Source organism: uncultured Psychrobacter sp. (genome assembly GCF_947488565.1).
In the GTDB taxonomy this organism is placed as follows: domain Bacteria; phylum Pseudomonadota; class Gammaproteobacteria; order Pseudomonadales; family Moraxellaceae; genus Psychrobacter; species Psychrobacter saeujeotis.
On sequence record NZ_CANKZC010000003.1, the window covers coordinates 117,873 to 135,823 of the forward strand.

At 42.6% G+C, this 17,951-nt stretch carries 18 protein-coding genes and 1 other RNA gene; 11 read left to right on the forward strand and 8 right to left on the reverse strand.

The features are described 5' to 3' along the window. Positions 1-12: 12 nt before the first annotated feature. From Q0890_RS07655 to adk, 3 genes are all read left to right on the forward strand, one after another. Positions 13-537, forward strand: a complete 525-nt coding sequence (locus tag Q0890_RS07655; protein WP_299219854.1) for a cytochrome c-type biogenesis protein — start codon at positions 13-15, stop codon at positions 535-537. Beyond that, on the forward strand, positions 534-1,814 hold the full coding sequence (ccmI, locus tag Q0890_RS07660) for a c-type cytochrome biogenesis protein CcmI (RefSeq protein ID WP_299219199.1): 1,281 nt from the start codon (positions 534-536) through the stop codon (positions 1,812-1,814). The genes Q0890_RS07655 and ccmI overlap by 4 nt, the downstream gene beginning before the upstream one ends. A gap of 198 nt (positions 1,815-2,012) precedes the next feature. Beyond that, complete coding sequence (gene adk, locus Q0890_RS07665) at positions 2,013-2,669, forward strand: adenylate kinase (RefSeq protein ID WP_299219201.1); 657 nt, start codon at positions 2,013-2,015, stop codon at positions 2,667-2,669. Between the two features lie 161 nt (positions 2,670-2,830). Here adk and secB read toward each other — a convergent pair whose 3' ends face one another. The 4 genes from secB to rsgA all read right to left on the reverse strand — a co-directional run bounded on the left by secB (position 2,831) and on the right by rsgA (position 5,688). Beyond that, the gene (secB, locus tag Q0890_RS07670) at positions 2,831-3,283 is read right to left on the reverse strand and encodes a protein-export chaperone SecB (RefSeq protein ID WP_299219203.1); all 453 of its coding nucleotides are present in this window, start codon (positions 3,281-3,283) and stop codon (positions 2,831-2,833) included. A gap of 199 nt (positions 3,284-3,482) precedes the next feature. After that, positions 3,483-3,746, reverse strand: coding sequence for a glutaredoxin 3 (gene grxC / locus Q0890_RS07675; protein ID WP_299219205.1), 264 nt, complete (start codon positions 3,744-3,746; stop codon positions 3,483-3,485). A gap of 232 nt (positions 3,747-3,978) precedes the next feature. After that, on the reverse strand, positions 3,979-4,434 hold the full coding sequence (locus Q0890_RS07680; protein ID WP_299219207.1) for a rhodanese-like domain-containing protein: 456 nt from the start codon (positions 4,432-4,434) through the stop codon (positions 3,979-3,981). Positions 4,435-4,584: 150 nt separating this feature from the next. Next, positions 4,585-5,688 carry a ribosome small subunit-dependent GTPase A gene (gene rsgA, locus Q0890_RS07685; RefSeq protein ID WP_299219209.1) on the reverse strand — a complete coding sequence of 368 codons (1,104 nt, stop codon included), beginning with the start codon at positions 5,686-5,688 and terminating at the stop codon, positions 4,585-4,587. Between the two features lie 228 nt (positions 5,689-5,916). Between rsgA and orn the strand changes: the two genes are divergently transcribed. Beyond that, positions 5,917-6,504: an oligoribonuclease gene (orn, locus tag Q0890_RS07690; RefSeq protein WP_299219211.1), complete on the forward strand. Its 588-nt coding sequence runs from the start codon at positions 5,917-5,919 to the stop codon at positions 6,502-6,504. A 230-nt stretch (positions 6,505-6,734) separates the two neighbouring features. Here orn and Q0890_RS07695 read toward each other — a convergent pair whose 3' ends face one another. Both Q0890_RS07695 and Q0890_RS07700 read right to left on the reverse strand, forming a co-directional pair. After that, entirely contained in the window at positions 6,735-7,580 is an 846-nt protein-coding gene (locus tag Q0890_RS07695; protein ID WP_299219213.1) for a UDP-2,3-diacylglucosamine diphosphatase, read from the reverse strand. 56 nt (positions 7,581-7,636) lie between these two features. Further along, on the reverse strand, positions 7,637-8,152 hold the full coding sequence (locus Q0890_RS07700) for a peptidylprolyl isomerase (RefSeq protein WP_299219215.1): 516 nt from the start codon (positions 8,150-8,152) through the stop codon (positions 7,637-7,639). A 246-nt stretch (positions 8,153-8,398) separates the two neighbouring features. Here Q0890_RS07700 and Q0890_RS07705 point away from each other — a divergent pair, with 246 nt between their 5' ends. From Q0890_RS07705 to Q0890_RS07725, 5 genes are all read left to right on the forward strand, one after another. Beyond that, positions 8,399-10,126 carry a glutamine--tRNA ligase/YqeY domain fusion protein gene (locus Q0890_RS07705; RefSeq protein ID WP_299219217.1) on the forward strand — a complete coding sequence of 576 codons (1,728 nt, stop codon included), beginning with the start codon at positions 8,399-8,401 and terminating at the stop codon, positions 10,124-10,126. A gap of 125 nt (positions 10,127-10,251) precedes the next feature. Further along, positions 10,252-11,265, forward strand: a complete 1,014-nt coding sequence (locus tag Q0890_RS07710; protein WP_299219219.1) for a patatin-like phospholipase family protein — start codon at positions 10,252-10,254, stop codon at positions 11,263-11,265. Between the two features lie 312 nt (positions 11,266-11,577). Further along, a complete protein-coding gene (locus Q0890_RS07715) occupies positions 11,578-12,216 on the forward strand; it encodes a peroxiredoxin (RefSeq protein ID WP_299219221.1) in 639 nt (212 codons plus the stop codon). 163 nt (positions 12,217-12,379) lie between these two features. Beyond that, positions 12,380-13,036 (forward strand): glutathione S-transferase family protein, encoded by a 657-nt coding sequence (locus tag Q0890_RS07720; RefSeq protein ID WP_299219223.1) that lies wholly within the window; start codon positions 12,380-12,382, stop codon positions 13,034-13,036. Positions 13,037-13,303: 267 nt separating this feature from the next. Then, complete coding sequence (locus Q0890_RS07725) at positions 13,304-14,170, forward strand: DUF4377 domain-containing protein (protein WP_299219225.1); 867 nt, start codon at positions 13,304-13,306, stop codon at positions 14,168-14,170. Between the two features lie 131 nt (positions 14,171-14,301). On the opposite strand, the gene ruvC is transcribed toward Q0890_RS07725, so the two are convergent. Next, entirely contained in the window at positions 14,302-14,886 is a 585-nt protein-coding gene (ruvC, locus tag Q0890_RS07730) for a crossover junction endodeoxyribonuclease RuvC (RefSeq protein ID WP_299219227.1), read from the reverse strand. A 143-nt stretch (positions 14,887-15,029) separates the two neighbouring features. On the opposite strand from ruvC, the gene Q0890_RS07735 reads away from it, so the two are divergent. Then, positions 15,030-15,650, forward strand: coding sequence for an FxsA family protein (locus Q0890_RS07735; RefSeq protein ID WP_299219229.1), 621 nt, complete (start codon positions 15,030-15,032; stop codon positions 15,648-15,650). Between the two features lie 110 nt (positions 15,651-15,760). Here Q0890_RS07735 and ssrS read toward each other — a convergent pair. Then, positions 15,761-15,956, reverse strand: a non-coding RNA gene (ssrS, locus tag Q0890_RS07740) — 6S RNA. Between the two features lie 241 nt (positions 15,957-16,197). Between ssrS and gpmI the strand changes: the two genes are divergently transcribed. Further along, positions 16,198-17,835 (forward strand): 2,3-bisphosphoglycerate-independent phosphoglycerate mutase, encoded by a 1,638-nt coding sequence (gene gpmI, locus Q0890_RS07745; RefSeq protein ID WP_299219857.1) that lies wholly within the window; start codon positions 16,198-16,200, stop codon positions 17,833-17,835. Positions 17,836-17,951 lie beyond the last annotated feature (116 nt).

The window sequence follows — 17,951 nt, forward strand, 5'->3', positions numbered from 1 at the left end:
ACGGCTATTGTTATAAGGCTAGGAAGCCTTATACTGGCGTGCCTACTGAGTATGACAGCTTATGCAGCAATCGATGTTTACGACTTTGATTCAGTGCAGCAAGAAGCTCAGTATCGCGGTCTTATTGAAGAGCTGCGTTGCCCTAAATGCCAAAATCAAAACCTTGCAGGATCTGATGCGCCGATTGCACAAGATCTAAAACAAAAAACTTATGATATGGTCAAAGACGGACGTAGTGATGCAGAGATACGTAGCTATATGCAAGAACGTTACGGTGATTTTATTACCTATAAGCCACCTGTCCGTCCATCAACATGGATACTGTGGTTTTTTCCGCCATTATTATTGATTTTTTTGATTACCGGCTGGTTTTGGCAGAGTAAACGCCGACAGCTGGCCGCTCGGGGTGATACGAATAAGATGATTGATACCCCTGCTGCAGCTTTGACACCTGCAGAAAAAGCTGAGCTGGATCGTCTTTTATCACGTTCGCATAGTACCGATCATGATGTCACAAGCACAGAGGACAAAAAATGACCCTATTTTCTACTGCTGGCTTATTTATTGCCCTAAGTTTACTCGTTGCCTTAATCCTTGCTGTCATCGTCATCACACCATGGCTACGTGCAACTCGCCTAAAAAACAATCCTGTAGACAACCAACTGTTAGACATCAACGTAACCGTGTTTCGTGAACGTTTGGCAGAGCTTAAAGCTGATAAAGACAGCGGCACTATTGATGATAACCATTACCAAAATCAAAAGCTTGAGCTTGAACGCCAGCTATTAGATGCGCAGCGTCAAGTAGCACCGATGATAAACCCAGGTGTCAAAAGCCGTTTAATAATTATTGTCTGGGTGCCAGTGATGGCCGCGATGGCATATTTACTAATAAGCGATCGCACCCCAGTATTTGAGCTATGGCAAGCTGAAGATAAAGTTGGGCAAGTAGCTGATGATCTTTTGACAGGTAAAATTGATCAGCCGCCAGAATGGGCTATTGAAGATGGTCGTCAACTGATTACTGCCATGCAGACCAATGTCCATCGTCATGCTGACGATCCTGATCGCTGGATGCGCCTATCAGAGCTGTTTTTGTCACTTGAAGTAACTGACTCTGCATTAGAGGCTTTATCTAGAGCGTATCGTTTATCTCCTGACAACGAAGAAATTGCAACCACTTATGCGCAAATTAGCTTTTTTGCTAATGAAGGTCAACTGGATGCTAATAGCCGTCGCGTCTTGCAAGATGTGCTGAGTAATAACCCCCAACATGAAGGCGCACAAATGCTAATGGCAATGGGTGAAGCACGGGCTAGCAACTTTGAACAAGCACAAGGCTGGATCAAAAGATTACGAGCGAGTATCGCCGCCAAGCCAGGCGATCACACCCAAGCGCTGGCAAGTTTGGATGAGTTGAGTGCCAACGTAACAGGGCAGCAGCAGCAGGCCGCTGAGGGAGTTAATGTGACCGTAAGCGTTAATCCTAGCTTATTGCCATTGATCAAAGGCGATGACGTATTGTTTGTTGCTATTCGTGATGTCAACGGTGGCCCACCGTTTGCAGCCAAACGTCTACCGATTAGTGTGATTCAGCAAGGTGAGGCTAATATAAGCTTAAGCGACATTGACGCTATGATGCCTGAAAGGACGATACAATCAGCACGCGCGGCAAAAACCCAATTGGCTGTTATTGCCCGTATTAGTCATAGTGGCAATGCCAGTGCAGAGTCAGGTGATTTGTCAGCCAATCCTGTCGTAATTACTGCTGACCAAAAACAAGTCAATATCGAAATTAACCAGCAAATACCATAACTTTAAAAACTTCAATAATCTAGGCGCTGTAGTGATAGCTACGGCGTGCAATTGTGTTATATGAACAGCTAAGTCATACCTACATACGGTACTAATACCAAAAAAACTTGAGCTTTATAATGTCACAAGGTAAGGTATATCTGGCATTCGCGCAATTAACCAATCCCTAACATCCCATCCACCAAGGAGAAACGTATTATGATGCGTATTATTTTGCTAGGTCCACCTGGCGCTGGTAAAGGCACCCAAGCACAGTTTATTTCGAAAGAGTTTGATATCCCGCAAATCTCTACTGGCGATATGCTACGTGCAGCGATTAAAGAAGGTAGCGAGCTTGGTAAGCAAGCTGAAGGCATTATGAACGCAGGTGGTTTGGTTTCTGATGAACTTATCATCAACCTAGTAAAAGAGCGTATCTCTAAACCTGATTGTGCTAATGGCTGTATCCTTGATGGTTTTCCGCGTACCATCCCGCAAGCTCAAGCCCTTGCAGACGCTGACGTTGCTATCGATCATGTGGTCGAGATTAGCGTACCTGACGATGAGATTGTAAAGCGTCTATCTGGTCGCCGCCAACATCCAGGCTCGGGCCGTGTGTATCATGTCGATCATAATCCACCAAAGCAAGACGGTGTCGACGATGTCACTGGCGAAGCACTTATCCAGCGCGAAGACGATAAAGAATCTACTATTAGAGAACGCCTCGCCACTTATCATCAGCAGACATCAGCCTTGGTAGGTTTCTATCAAGACAAAGCCAAAGAAGGCGAAAACGCACCCAAATATGACAAGTTTGATGGTACACAAGCTATCGATGAGGTTAAAAATCAAGTTTTGTCAGCGTTGAGAAGCTAGTCTTTTTCTATTATTCTTTATGCTAATAAAAACCTTGCTCATTGGCAGGGTTTTTTGTTGATACTTTATAACCATACAATATTAAAAAGACCCGCCCATAAAAAAGCCATCTACCTAAGTTAGGAGATGGCTTTTTAAAAATATAAAATCTTTTTTGAAATTTATGCATTACCTTCAGCATCAACTTGCGCTTGTTGTTGGCTTTGCGCGTACGCTTGATCAAAATTGACTGGTGCAAGCAACAGCTGCGGGAAGCTACCACGAGTAACAATGTCACTAATGACTTCACGCGCATATGGGAACAACACATTAGGGCAATAAGCGCCTAAAATCTGTCCAATTTGATCATCAGGGATATTTTTTAATAAAAAAATACCTGCTTGATGAACTTCAGCGATAAACGCTGGTTCTTCAGCGTTCTTAGCGGTAACGCTTACTGTTAAGATAACTTGATAGTGGTCGTCATCTAGCTTTTCAGCGTTACTTGATAGGTTAATATCAAGCTCAGGATTCCACTCTTTAGTGAATACTCCAGCGCCTGGTACTTCAAGAGACATATCTTTTACGTAAATGCGTTCTAATGCCAGTTGCGGTTGTGCTTGTTCTTCAGCCATGTTGATTCCTCGAATAAATAATGCAATGTGTCGTTATTGTCTTGATAGAAATGTTTTTATAACAACGTGTGATATCAAGCTACATTATTACAAGCTAGGACAATAATAACAATAGTTTGTCATCAATCACTTAATACTATAACTAGATTTGCTAATAGTGATCACTGTCGTTGTTATATAAATTGTTTAAAATCGCAAATTAACCTGCTAGTAACTCATCCAGCTTACCTTGCTGATTCATCTGATTTAGTTCATCAAAGCCACCAACAAAAGTATCACCAACAAAAATTTGAGGCACAGTACGATAGTTATTGGTTTTTTGCATCAGTGCACGGCGATCGTCGCTACTCATATCGTGCATACCGATTTCTTCATAATCAACGCCTTTATTCTTTAATAGTTGTTTGGCATTTGTGCAATAAGGGCAGATAGGTGTTGTATAAACTTTAACTGAAGCAGTCATAAGATATCCTTAATAATTAAATATTATATAAAATCTTTATTGTCTTAAACTGAATAGACTGATAATGAATGTATGTTTGATTGCGCTCATTATAAAGTGGGGGTAGGGTTAGTAAATTCAAGTCAGCTTGTCATAAAAGCTCATAAAACACTGTAAGGAGTTTATTAGCTAAGTTTCCATAAAAAAAGACACAACTAAAAGTCATGTCTTTTTATTCATACCAAGAGCAAGCTTACTTGTGCAAGCTAGGTTTAGTTTTGCCTTTATTCTTAGGTTTGGCATCTTTTAATCCTACCAATGGCATGCCAGCTCCTTGCCAGCCACCCACACCACCTTCTAGGCGATAGACGCTGTCTTTACCAATCATCTGGATAGCCGCGCCTGCTTGTACGCCCATATCACATACAATGATCACTGGCTGTTCAATTGCGCGGATCTCATCTAAATGATCTTTGAGCTCAGTAAAGGGAATATTACGACTGCCTTGGATATAGCCGGTGGCAAACTTCTTTTTGGCGCGAATATCAATAAGCTGCGCATTTTGAGAGTTAACCATCATGCCGAGGGTATTGGGCGACACTTTTTTGCCGCTACGTTTGTTTTCAATGGTAAAGAACAGTACGGCAAGTACGGCCAATATACCAAATAAAAACGGGTGGTTGCCCACAAATTCAAGCGCACGATCCAAACCAAACCTCCAAAAAATAAGCGTTCTATTAAGCTGAGAAGACAGCTCAATGATTTTGAACAAGGCGCTATTATACCGATTAGGTCATCTATAGTAAATGTATGATGAGCAACCTATGTTTTGATAGTATTGATTCAATAAATAGCGATACTAGTATGGCTTAGTATCCGCTTCTGCTTGCAAGGTCACAAGATTTTCAACACGGCGCTGTAGCACATCACCATCAGCCACCGCTTGCCATAGCGCGCAGCCTTTGCTGTTATAAGTGTGACGACAGTCACGAAACTGGCAATCGCCTGCGAGTGGCGCAAGTTCAATAAAACCTGAAATGATATCGTCAGGATCTAAATGCCAGATGCCATATTCACGAATGCCAGGCGTATCGACGATACCGCCTTGAGTAAGATCGTCTGGATTAAATGGCAATAAACGACTGGTCGTCGTGGTATGTTGACCAAGTTTTGAGTTTTCAGAAATGATATTAACGCTCTGCGCGGAGTCAGGTAATAACGCATTAATTAAGCTGCTTTTACCGACGCCAGACTGACCGGCGAAAATGACCAGTTTTTTGTCTATGTGGCGCTTTAGCTCACCAAGACCCTGCTGCTCATCGTTATCGGCAATGTTTTCGGGACAATCAACTGAGGTCAGTACGCTTTCATAACCAAGGGCTGCATACTGTGCCAATAACTCATTGGTATCGACGCCATTTTCTTGGGCAAGAAGGTCCGCTTTATTAAGCACCAATAGCGGTTTGACACCAGCGTGATGACAGACAACCAAGTAGCGATCAATAAGTGTCGGCGCAGCAGCTGGCAATGGGGCAAATACAATGGCTAAGATATCGATGTTGGCAGCGACAGGTTTAAGCTTATGATAGCGGTCTGGACGTGAGACAAGAGAAGTCCGTGGCTGTACGGATTCGATACGGCCAAAACCAGTATTGGGATCCGCAGTCCAGCGCACATGATCGCCTGCGGCTAGCATCGGTAAATTGGTACGCACATGGCAGCGCCAGACATCGCCCATCTCAAGTGCTTGCCAAAACGGCTCAGGGTCATCAGGCGCAATTTCTGGCTGCACGGGTATCATCGCAGGCAAGCTTGTAATTTGTACTTCTAGTTGCTTACCATAATGCGCCATGACCACACCATCCATTAAGCTTTCATCGATGCTTTCTTGACTCTCAAGCTGCTGCTTGTCGATGCGACGAATCTGTTGTTTAGTCAGTTTGCGTTGCCGGATTAGTGCCATGGGTTTGTGACCTATTATAAAAATATTGCTAAGTGTAGCGTGAAAATTTGCTAACATACAGCCTAAAGCGTTTATAGCAGACAGGGGTTTTGTAATATTTTGAACCTTTTAAATATCTTAAATCAGCAGACGCGTACTGTTACTAATCAAATACTATTATCGCTGTATGATTTATACACGAAACTTACTTAAATATTGTTTAAAAATTTATTGACCATAGGACAAAATATGAGTACCGATGACCATCCCAATAAAATCAAAATTAAAAACCAAGGTAAAAAAGGGCTGGTATGGATTGATTTAGAGATGACTGGTCTAAATACCTTAACTGATGAGATTATTGAGATTGCGACCGTTGTCACTGACGAAGACTTAAATGTCTTGGCAGAAGGACCAGTGTTTGCGATTAAGGTATCTGACCGTATATTAAATGGGATGGACGAGTGGAATACCAAGCAACATGGCCAATCAGGCTTGGTTGATCGTGTGCGCCGCAGTACGGTGACATTAGCAGAAGCTGAAGCTGAGACCATCAAGTTTTTGAATAAGTGGGTCGATAGTGGCAAGTCGCCGATGTGCGGTAACTCCATCTGTCAAGATCGACGTTTTTTAGCGCGGCAAATGCCAGAGCTAGAAAAGTTCTTCCACTATCGCAATCTTGATGTGTCATCCATTAAAGAGCTATGCTTTCGCTGGCGTCCTGATGTCTTAAAGAATTTTGAAAAAGGTGGTAGTCATTTAGCGTTAGACGATATTCGCGACTCTATTCGTGAGCTTAAGCACTATCGTCAGCACTTTTTTAAACTGATGCCATAAAGTTAAGTGGTTTTAGCATAGTCAAAAAAGGGTCTGTTATTTTAATGGACCCTTTTTATCGTAAATAAGAGACGTCCACATATCGTCGAATCTAGATAACTCAGATACATGGCTATCCAGTCGCTCAATAAAACGTTACTTTTCTTACGTGCTGTGCCTGCGCTGACAGAGGCTACGAAAATAACGTTTCATATCGCTGTACCGTTTTTATATCGAATTAACTATAGTTATCATGCCATGAGTCGTTTAAATTCAACCAATTTAAATTCAGCTTTATTGCTATCTGAGTGTTCGTTAGCGATCACCACACCAATCACTGCGCTGACCATTGGTTTACGAGTATCGTTATTTAGCAGTCGCCAATCTCCCAGCACATAGCGTTTTTTGGTGTCGGTTGCTTGATGGATATCTGGACGATGCGTATGGCCATGTAGCAAAGCATCACTGTTAGTCACGGCTTGTATCACCGCATCATCGTTAACATCCATAATATGAGTGGCTTTATTGGCATTGTTTTGCTGGCTTTTTTGACGCATTTTATCGGCTATTGCCAAACGTTTTTCTAGGGATTTATTAAGCAGATACCACTGGGTTAGACGGTTACGCATGATTTTACGAAAAAACTGATATTTCTTATCATCAAGACAAAGCGCGTCGCCATGCTCAAGACGATAGTGTTGCTGTCCGACAGTTAAGGTATATGGCTCATCAATCAGCTCACCACCAAATAGGTTGCAAAAAGGCTGACCCAATAAAAAATCTCGGTTGCCATGCATGACTAAAATCTCACAGCCCGCTACCCGCAATTGTTTTAATTTAACGATAAGCGGGGTGAGCCAATGGCTTTGGCGCGCATCATCTGACAGCGTTAAATAAGCGTCATCACCAATCCAGACCTCAAACCAGTCGCCTAAGATAAACAAGCGCTTGAGGGCAGGTAGAGCAAGGCAGTCATTGAGCAGTGCTAAAAAAGCCTGCACTAAGGCAGGCTCCTCTGGCGATAAATGCAAATCGCTGATCAATACTTGTCGCACCTCGTGAGGGCGGGTCGTTATCAGGTGATTAAACGTTTGCATTTATCATAATCCTTGTCGTCTATTGTCAGACTATAAGTAAAGCTTACTTATATGACTTATTTAGAAACGATGGTCGCAGAGTTGATAACCACTGGCTCTTTTGGCACATCAGCATGCATACCAAAGCGACCAGTTGGTACGCCGCGCATTTTTTCGATGACGTCCATGCCACTAGTGACTTTACCAAATACAGTGTAGCCCCAACCTTGCATGTTTTTGCCAGAGTGGTTTAAGAAATCGTTGTCTTTGACGTTGACGAAAAACTGACTGGTCGCTGAATGCGGGTCTTGTGTACGTGCCATGGCGATGGTGCCTTTGTCGTTCTTTAGACCATTGTCCGCTTCGTTTTCGATTGGCGCATTGGTTGCTTTTTCGTTCATCTCAGCGTCCATACCGCCGCCTTGAATCATAAAGCCATCAATAATACGATGAAAAATCGTACCATCGTAATGACCAGATTTTACGTAGTTTAAAAAGTTTTCTACGGTTTTTGGCGCTTTTTCTTCGTTGAGTTCAATGACGATCGCACCCATACTGGTGTCAAGTTCTACTACTGGTGGCATGTCTACCATGAGATATTCCTTTTTGATTGCAGCGCCTTAAATGACACTGTCAAGTGGTGGTTGAAAGTTGGTGACTAAAAGTTATGGCTAGTCTAACGGCTTTTTTGTCGTCTGTCATGTATCAGGCTGTTAATGCGTTTGTGAAACCTGATAGAATAACGCAACGTTATCTTTTATCAGTCTTTTTTAATTTATCATTTTTAAGCGCGATGATACGCGCTATATCCTGAACACTTGCGCTAGGAGCAATGAGTAATGAGTGAGCACTCAAGCAATAATGCACAAAAAAACGACTTTATTCGCAATATCATTCGTGATGATGTCAACGCGCAAAAATATCCTCAAATCGTGACACGATTTCCCCCTGAGCCAAACGGCTACTTGCACTTGGGTCATGTCAAATCAATCTGTCTAAACTTTGGTATTGCTGAGGAGTTTGGCGGTGTCTGTAATTTGCGTTTTGATGACACCAACCCAACCGCAGAAAAACAAGACTTCATCGACAATATCGAAAACGATGTCAAATGGTTAGGATTTGAGTGGGCAGGCGAGGCGCATCATGCCTCAGGTTATTTTGATCAGCTCTATGCGTGGGCGGTGCAGCTTATCGAGCAGGGCGACGCTTATGTAGATTTGCAGTCGCCTGAACAAATCCGCGACAACCGCGGCTCATTTAATGAGGCAGGCACGCCATCACCGCAGCGTGATGCCAGTGTCGCAGAAAACTTAGCGCTTTTTGATGAGATGAAAGACGGTAAGTTCGCTGAAGGTGAGGCGGTGCTACGTGCCAAGATTGATATGGCTAGCCCCAATATGAACATGCGTGACCCTGTCATCTACCGCGTCATGCATCAATCCCATCACCAAACCGGCGATAAATGGTGCATTTATCCGATGTATGATTTTGCCCATCCGCTCTCTGATGCGCTCGAAGGTATCACCCATTCATTGTGTACGCTGGAATTTGAAGACCATCGTCCATTCTATGATTGGGCCGTAGAAAAAATTGGCTTTGAGGTACCGCCGCACCAGTATGAGTTTAGCCGCTTAAATGTCGATCACACTATGACCAGTAAGCGTAAGCTCAAGCAGTTGGTCGACGAAGGAGTGGTGAGTGGCTGGGATGATCCACGTATGCCGACCATCGCGGGTATGCGCCGCCGTGGTTATACGCCAGAGGGCCTGCGTGACTTTTGTGAGCGCGTTGGTGTGACTAAAGTCGACAGCGTTGTTGATTTTCGTCTATTAGAATTCAGTATCCGTCAGTCATTAGAGACGACGACCGCACGCGGTATGGCGGTGCTCAAGCCTTTAAAAGTGACGATTACGAACTTTGCGGAAGCGGTCAGCAGCTGGGAGTCACAAAAGGCCGATAGCGTCAATGCACGCTGGGATGAAGGTGCTCAGACTCTATGGCTCAAGCAGCCAAAACATCCTAACGTCGATATGGGTGAGCGTGAGATTCCGTTTACCGAAACCCTTTATATCGATCAAGGCGACTATGAAATTGAGCCGCCAGCAGGTTATAAGCGCTTGTCACCAGAAAAGCCAGAAATCCGCCTGCGTAATACCTATGTGCTGGCCGTGACTGAGCATATTACTAACGATGCTGGCAATGTGACCGAGCTTAAAGCGACGATTGATCCTGCGACATTGGGCAACAACCCTGAAGGGCGCAAGGTCAAAGGCGTGATTCATTGGGTATCAGCAAGCCTTGGCGTGCCTGCGACCGTGCGTATGTATGAGCAGTTATTTAGTGTCGAGGACCCAGGTAGTGCCAGTGATGTGCATCAAGTACTCAATCCCAATTCATTGACTGAGCTTGCAGCTGTAGTTGAGCCATCGCTCGCCAACGCTGATGCTGGCACGCGCTTTCAGTTTGAGCGTGAAGGCTACTTTATCGCCGATAGCGAGGAGCACACCAGCGACAAGCCGGTGTTTAACCAAATCGTCAGCTTACGAGACAGTTATAAGCCAGCTTAATTGTCGTCTATCAAACTCGAAAGTACGATGTTTGGATTAGGGATACAAGCCAGTAGTAAGATGTGTTTGATTGTTTGATCCAATAGACATGCTCAACGACATATCTAAGGGAGAGTAAAGAGATTATGATTAAAAAGTCGATCAATCTAGCATTGCAGGGCGGCGGTTCTCACGGCGCCTTTACTTGGGGCGTACTAGACTATTTCATGGAAGATGGCCGAATCAGTGTAGAAGGTATCACTGGGACGAGTGCTGGAGCCATGAATGCAGCGGTATTAGCTCAAGGCTATATGGATAATGGTGCAGATGGCGCACGTGAGGCGCTTGAGCAGTTTTGGCGTCAAGTGGCTTATATGGGCATGATGAACCCCGTCAAACGTAGTCCCTTAAGTATTTTGACTGGCAAGTGGGATGTAGACGACTCACCAGCGTATCTAATGCTTGATTTATTTAGTCGGGTTGCTTCGCCTTATGATACCAACCCGTTGGATATCAACCCGCTACGTGATCTAGTTGAGTCTACCATCGATTTTGAAAAGGTCAGAGCATGTAGCAAGTTAAAGCTATTTGTGGCGGCAACCAACGTGCATACGGGCAAAATAAAGGTATTCAATCGTGAAGAGCTGACCGCAGACATGATTTTAGCTTCGGCATGTCTGCCTTCTTATTTTCAAGCGGTTGAAATCAATGGCATACCGTATTGGGACGGTGGTTATGTTGGTAATCCACCTTTGTATCCTTTGTTTCGTACCACCAAGTCTCAAGATATTATGATTGTGCAGATTAACCCTATTGAACGCAATGAAACCCCAACAAGTGCTATAGAGATACAGAACCGTATTAATGAGATTTCGTTCAACTCTTCTTTGTTAAGAGAGTTACGAGCGATTGATTTTGTGACCCGTCAGCTGCAAGAAAACAATTTGGATAAGGAGCGCTATTCTAAAGTATTCTTACACCGTGTTGAAGCCACCGAACAAATCAATCCACTGTCAGCGTCTAGTAAAATAAATTCTGAATGGGTGTTTTTAACGCACCTGCGTGATATTGGCCGCGAATCTGCAAAAGCCTTTCTTGATCAACACTATGAGGGGTTAGGTCAACAGTCTACCTTAGATTTACGCCGTGAATTTTTATAAATAAGTTATATAAGTTAAAGTATTGCCGTTATAGATTAAGCTCGACAATAGTAGTTTGCAATTGTGCCTATTTCTAGTACGCTAGAGATGGGCTTTTTTGTGCATAAGTATAATTTAGTCTATACTAACTTGCTTAGAGACAAATGGAATAACCGCATTACAATCCGTCACAAGACATTCATAACCAGTTTGTTAATATAAAATAGAATGCTTACTGACGCTAGCCGAGTCGTTGTTTATCGGCTATGTCTACGATAATAACAGAGCGCCTTGAGACATTTTAGCGCTCATCACTAATACAAGGAATTAAGTATGGCACATTTACGTCTAGGTGACGCTGCACCAAATTTTGACGCTGTAACCACAGATGGTGATATTAATTTTTATGATTGGGCAGGGGATAGCTGGGTTGTATTGTTCTCGCATCCTGCAGACTATACGCCAGTTTGTACGACTGAGCTTGGACGTACCGCAGCACTGGGCGGAGAGTTCCAAAAACGTAACGTCAAACCCATTGCGCTGTCAGTTGATGATTTAGAAGATCATAAAGGCTGGGTGGGTGATATTGAAGAGACTCAGGGTACGGCGGTCAATTTCCCTATCATCGCGGACTCAGATCGTACTGTCGCCAATCTTTATGACATGATTCATCCAAACGCTGATAATACTGCCACAGTTAGAAGCGTCTTTATTATCGATCCAAACAAAAAAGTACGCTTAACACTAACTTATCCTGCCAGCTGTGGTCGTAACTTTGATGAAATCGTTCGAATCATCGATGCGCTACAGTTATCCGATGAATACAATATTGCGACGCCTGTGGACTGGCAAGATGGTGACGACGTTATTATTCCACCAAGCGTCAAGAATGAAGATATCGCCGCCAACTACCCTAAAGGACATACAGAAATCAAGCCATATCTACGTACCACACCTGCACCAAATAAATAAGCTAAGTGCTATAGTCCGGTTAAATCACAGATTAAAACCCAAAACCTCATAACGTAAAGTTATGAGGTTTTTTACTAATATGCTGACAAGTATTAATAAGGCTTTGCTATGATAACTATAGTAGGCTATAACTAGTATTAATCACCCTTCCACGGAGTTTGCCATGAAGACATTGTATGTAACTCGTACTGCCCCTAATCCACGTAAAGCACTTATTTTACTAGCCTCAAAAGGTATCGACGTTGATGATATGGATGACATAAATGTCGTAGATATCGATTTTGCAGCCAATGAGCAGATGTCAGACGCTTTTACCCAAATGAATCCTATGCAAACAGTACCAGTATTAACCCTAGATGATGGTACTGTGCTTAATGACTCTCAAGCGGTTTGCGAATACCTTGATCGCGTCTATGGTGAGCGCTCAGTGATGGGCAATGACGTGGTACAACGTGCACAAGTCTGCTCTATGCGCCGTATCGCTGAGTTTGAAGTTTTATACAACCTTATGCTGGCATTTCAACACAGTCATCCCTCTAAAGCCCAGCGCGTTGAGCAAGTACCAGAGTTTGTAACACCGTCTATAAACCGTGCAATCAAAGCACTGTCTTATTTTGAAAAAGCATTAGATGGTCATGAGTACTTAGTGGGGGAGCAACTAAGCTTTGCTGATATTGTGCTATATTTAGGATTAGATTTTGGCAAGATTCTTAAGGTTAATCCTAATGAGCAAGGAGAAAATTTAGCGCGCTTTTATCAAATGATGAATGAGCGTTTTAATATCAAAAAAACGGCCAAACCTACAAAGAATTGCAGCTAAAAAAGCTCGGTATAACGCTATATTTTATGCAACATTCAATAATGGATAGTTAAGAGATTGACTATCCATTGTTATTTGGAAGAATAATACGGACAGTTATATGTGAATATAAGAAAGTACCAAATAATAAAATTAAACATTTAGTTACATAAGGTAACGTAGTTATTCTTACAGTAGTTATACTATTTGATATCGTTCATATCACCTGATAAAAGAAACCGAATACTTGTAAGCAAGTTTAAATAACTGTCGTAAGAGAGATGTAACATGGTAAGTAAAATTTTAAAATTCTCTTTGCTGCCAAGTTTGCTAGCATCTAGCTTAGCGTTAACTGCCTGTAATAATACTTCAACCAATAATAATTCAAGCGATACTACTGTAGAAAACGCGGCTATCAATACTGATGCTCAATCAACACTTACTACTCAAAAACTTAGTGCTGAAGAAAAAATGAGTGCCAAGCTTGCTCGTTACCGCTGGACATTGGATACTGCAACTGATGCCGATACCCAGCCGATAACATCGTTAATGGATATTAACAACCAAGTTGTTTTAAACTTTAACAAATATCAAGGACAAAATACCATCAGCTATAGTGTAGGCTGCAATACTGTTAATGCTGTTTATCAGCTGCAAGACAATATACTGATGACTGAAGATGGTATGGGTACAAAAATGCTGTGTAATGATTTGAATACAGCTGAGAATAAACTAAATGAGTTAATGCAAAGTGAAAGCCAGCTAAGTTTGACAAATGAGGCGCCTCCAACCCTTACTCAAATCACAAGCGACAGCACTACTCTCGTTTGGAGAGGTAGAATGACAGCGCAAGCAAAATATAATAGTAGAGGTGAAACAATATTTTGGGCAGTGGACGCAAACACAAAACTTTGTCCTAATGATAAGGCGCAAAGTTGTTTACAAGTAAAACCTATTACCTATGATGATCAAGGTATTAAGATAGACGAAGGTGAGTGGACAGCGTTCAAAGGTAATATTGAGGGTTATGAGCATAACCCTGGTCATGATGAAATATTGCGCTTACAGCGTTATAAGCTTGCAGCGGATGGCGACACAGATACAAAGTATGCTTACGTGCTTGATATGGTGATAGAAAGTTCGGTACCCAGTTAAATACAGTAGCTTAAAAAGCAAAACATGGCCATAAAAAGCACGTGCCTATATAATAGCGCGTGCTTTTTGTTTAATGGTTACCGATATTACAATGTGTTGCTTGATCGCTCATATATAGGACAAACAAGTGCTTAACGCAAATTCCCCAAGTCCTCTTCGGTTAGACGCCAGCGGCCCTTTTTCTTAGAAGCACCGCGTCCACGCATAGAGCTATTGAGCAGTAATTTGTTCATCGAATGACTAGAATGCGCATGGCAGATGGCACAAGCTAGGCCATCAGCAGCATCTGCTTGTGGCACCACATCTAAAGATAGTATTCGACAAACCATTTCTTGTACTTGCTCTTTAGCTGCTGCACCGTAACCGCAAACTGCTTGTTTGATTTGACGGGCGGTATATTCTGATACTTCCAAATCCAACGCGACCATTGCTGCAATAGCAGCGCCGCGAGCTTGCCCAAGCTTGAGCGCAGAGTCGGGGTTTTCTGCCATAAATACTTGCTCAATAGCAGCATAAATAGGTTCATTGGCATATTTTAGATGATACTGGGTAATACGAGTTAGGCCATTGAAGATACGCTTGAGACGTTCAGGCATCTCTTTTGTGTCAGTACGGATAGTACCTGCATCAATATAAGTTAGCTTGTCGCCCGTTTGCTGAATAACTCCGTAGCCCGTCATACGTGAGCCAGGATCAATGCCTATAATAATTGTCATAGTATTCCGTCTTGCTTTCATTTTTTTATGGCTTAAAAATCAACCTCAAGTTTGATAGTATAGCAATCAATCCCCATATACATGACATGTTAACCATTTTAATTTTATGGTGCTTAATTTTTTATTTGATAGGATGACACTTTATGGGTCAGATAGTTGGTATTGCCATCGTTTGGTTTATTATTGAGATGCTGATATGGTATTTGCTTGCTCAATTTATGAGTGGCTGGCTTGTGTTTATGTGGTTTATTGTCGCTGCTGTCATTGGTATTTCTCTTATTCGTAAAGGCATGTCGGCTCTTAATCCGATGGCTCAGCAGATGAAGGCAGGAGGTATGATGAACCCTGCCATGCGTCCGCAAGAATCGACGATGCTCAAAAGTGTGGCAATGGCGGCGGCTGGAATTTTACTATTAATTCCAGGTATTATTAGCGATGTGTTAGCGTTGCTCGTGGTACTACCTCCTGTCCAGAAGAAGCTCAAAGATGTAGCCAATAACTACGTCATGAATAATCAACAAAAAATGATGGAGATGATGGCCAAACAGATGGGTGGGCAAATGGGTGGTCAAAACCCGTTCGGTGGGATGGGTGGTCAAAACCCGTTCGGCGGTGCAGGTGGGATGGGTAGTCAAAACCCATTTGGACAACAGCAACAGAATCCATTTGGTGATGTGTTCAAACAACATACCACGGTCGATGGTACGGCTAAAAATATTCCAAAAGATGTCAAGAAAATTACTAAGTCTGCCAATGATGAATAGTTTTTTAATCGGTAAATAAGAGATTAGTTAACGATCAGACATAAGAAAAGCCCCCTTGTTCAATAAACAAAGGGGCTTTCGATGGCGTAACCTAGAAGGTGCGACCGAATATAACAACCAGAGTGCCGCCGTAAAATGGTGACCCATGAACCGTGAAGTTCAGGGCGGATGTGTCACTGCCTCGGCAGGTTTCCTGATACACCGCAAGCGGTGCAGGCATACACAATGAAGCAATAGATAGCACATCCAGGTAAAGCATTATCGGCTCAGGGAATAAACATTCACTAGCTAACACTCTAGAATATTTTTATCTTAACCAATGATATAACTGATTGCAAGCTGATTTACAGATTGATACTTTGTCTTAATCTTCGTTTTACTTATCAATGGCTTTAATTTAATAACGGTTTAAAAAGCTTCATAAAATATATTGACTGAAAAATGTTGAGTTTTCAGCTATTTTGAGTTTTGTGGTAGTATAGACACTTTAATCTAATACAGTACTATAGGCGTTCATTCATTTGAGGAGCGGTAATCTATGTCCAATATGCAACAACAAGCAGAACATACCACAGACAGTAAAGCTGAGTCTAATAACAACCTTAACAAAAAAGTGCCACATGTCTTAATGATATTAGACGGTTTTGGACATCGTGAGGAAGCTGAAGACAATGCCATTGCCGCGGCAAACATGCCAAATTTGGATAATATTTATCAGCAATATCCGCATGGGCTTATATCAGCTTCAGGAGAAGATGTTGGTTTACCAGATGGTCAATTCGGTAATTCAGAAGTAGGGCATATGAATCTTGGTGCTGGCCGTGTTCTTTACCAAGACTCAACCCGTATCTCAAATGAGCTTAATAATCGCGAATTTTACAAAAATGACGCGTTGGTTGAAGCAGTAAAAGCGGCTAACGAGTTGGGTGGTAATGTTCATATTATGGGACTACTATCTGATGGTGGCGTGCACTCACATCAAGATCATATTGAAGGTATGTGTCATTCTGCATTGGTTCATGGGGCAAAAAACGTTTTTGTCCATTGCTTTTTGGATGGTCGCGATACGCCGCCAAAATCTGCGGATAAGTATATCAATCGTCTGCGTGACTATATCAATAAACTCAATGCCCATTATGAAGGCGGCCGCGTACAGATTGCCAGTATCATTGGGCGCTATTATGCGATGGATCGTGATAACCGCTGGGATCGTGTCCAAAAAGCCTATGAGCTTATTACTGAAGGAAAGGCTGATCGTCTAGCAACGCGAGCAGATGGGGCTGTCCAAGCAGCTTATAAAGCACGAGAGACCGATGAGTTTGTCAGTCCAACGACCGTGATTGGACGTGATGAGATGCCATATACTGTTGAAGATAATGATGCATTAATATTTATGAACTTTCGTGCTGACCGTGCTCGTGAGCTTGCGCAAGCGTTTGTGCTACCAGATCATAAGTTTTCAGGTTTTGCTCGTCAAAAGCAGCCAAACCTTGCAGCTTTTGTGATGTTGACCAAGTACTCTGACGTTTTAGCAGATAACGCTAAAACCAGCATTGCATATTATCCAACCTCGCTGACCAATACACTGGGTGAGTATCTGCAGAATCAGGGCAAAACCCAGCTGCGTATCGCTGAAACTGAAAAGTATGCGCATGTGACTTTCTTTTTTAGTGGTGGCCGTGAAGCAGAATATGAGGGTGAAGAGCGTATCTTAGTGCCATCTCCAGATGTAGCCACTTATGACTTAAAACCAGAGATGAGTGCCCCTGAGGTGACTGATAAGCTAGTGGCTGCTATAGAATCAGGAAAGTATGATGTGTTGGTTGTAAATTACGCCAATGGTGACATGGTCGGACATACAGGTATTTTTGATGCAGCGGTACAAGCTGTGGAAGCGCTTGATGTATGTATCGGACGTATTGAGTCGGCAGTACGGGCAGCTGGCGGTGATATGTTAATCACGGCAGACCATGGCAACTGCGAGCAGATGCAAGATTATGAAAGCGGGCAAGTGCATACTCAACATACGACAGAACATGTCCCTCTTATCTACGTCGGTGAGCAAAATATACGAGTACGTAGGGGAGGCAAGTTAAGCGATGTCGCTCCCACTATTTTGTCATTAATGAATATCGAACCACCAGCAGAGATGACAGGTAAGAGTTTGTTAATTCCTACCTTGTAGTAAACATGATATTTTTATAAATAAGGGGGAAAGACAGTATTTATCTTTCCCCTTTTTGTTTGCAATATTACGCTATTTTCTAATGGTGTCTTAATGCTATAGTCAATCCTACATAG

Bases quoted from the DNA above. Each gene is read 5' to 3' on its own strand.
- ccmI (WP_299219199.1), top strand. From the start codon at position 534: ATGACCCTATTTTCTACTGCTGGCTTATTTATTGCCCTAAGTTTACTC.
- adk (WP_299219201.1), top strand. From the start codon at position 2,013: ATGATGCGTATTATTTTGCTAGGTCCACCTGGCGCTGGTAAAGGCACC.
- secB (WP_299219203.1), bottom strand. From the start codon at position 3,283: ATGGCTGAAGAACAAGCACAACCGCAACTGGCATTAGAACGCATTTAC.
- grxC (WP_299219205.1), bottom strand. From the start codon at position 3,746: ATGACTGCTTCAGTTAAAGTTTATACAACACCTATCTGCCCTTATTGC.
- rsgA (WP_299219209.1), bottom strand. From the start codon at position 5,688: ATGGCACTAATCCGGCAACGCAAACTGACTAAACAACAGATTCGTCGC.
- orn (WP_299219211.1), top strand. From the start codon at position 5,917: ATGAGTACCGATGACCATCCCAATAAAATCAAAATTAAAAACCAAGGT.
- Q0890_RS07695 (WP_299219213.1), bottom strand. From the start codon at position 7,580: ATGCAAACGTTTAATCACCTGATAACGACCCGCCCTCACGAGGTGCGA.
- Q0890_RS07700 (WP_299219215.1), bottom strand. From the start codon at position 8,152: ATGGTAGACATGCCACCAGTAGTAGAACTTGACACCAGTATGGGTGCG.
- Q0890_RS07705 (WP_299219217.1), top strand. From the start codon at position 8,399: ATGAGTGAGCACTCAAGCAATAATGCACAAAAAAACGACTTTATTCGC.
- Q0890_RS07710 (WP_299219219.1), top strand. From the start codon at position 10,252: ATGATTAAAAAGTCGATCAATCTAGCATTGCAGGGCGGCGGTTCTCAC.
- Q0890_RS07715 (WP_299219221.1), top strand. From the start codon at position 11,578: ATGGCACATTTACGTCTAGGTGACGCTGCACCAAATTTTGACGCTGTA.
- Q0890_RS07720 (WP_299219223.1), top strand. From the start codon at position 12,380: ATGAAGACATTGTATGTAACTCGTACTGCCCCTAATCCACGTAAAGCA.
- Q0890_RS07725 (WP_299219225.1), top strand. From the start codon at position 13,304: ATGGTAAGTAAAATTTTAAAATTCTCTTTGCTGCCAAGTTTGCTAGCA.
- ruvC (WP_299219227.1), bottom strand. From the start codon at position 14,886: ATGACAATTATTATAGGCATTGATCCTGGCTCACGTATGACGGGCTAC.
- Q0890_RS07735 (WP_299219229.1), top strand. From the start codon at position 15,030: ATGGGTCAGATAGTTGGTATTGCCATCGTTTGGTTTATTATTGAGATG.
- gpmI (WP_299219857.1), top strand. From the start codon at position 16,198: ATGCAACAACAAGCAGAACATACCACAGACAGTAAAGCTGAGTCTAAT.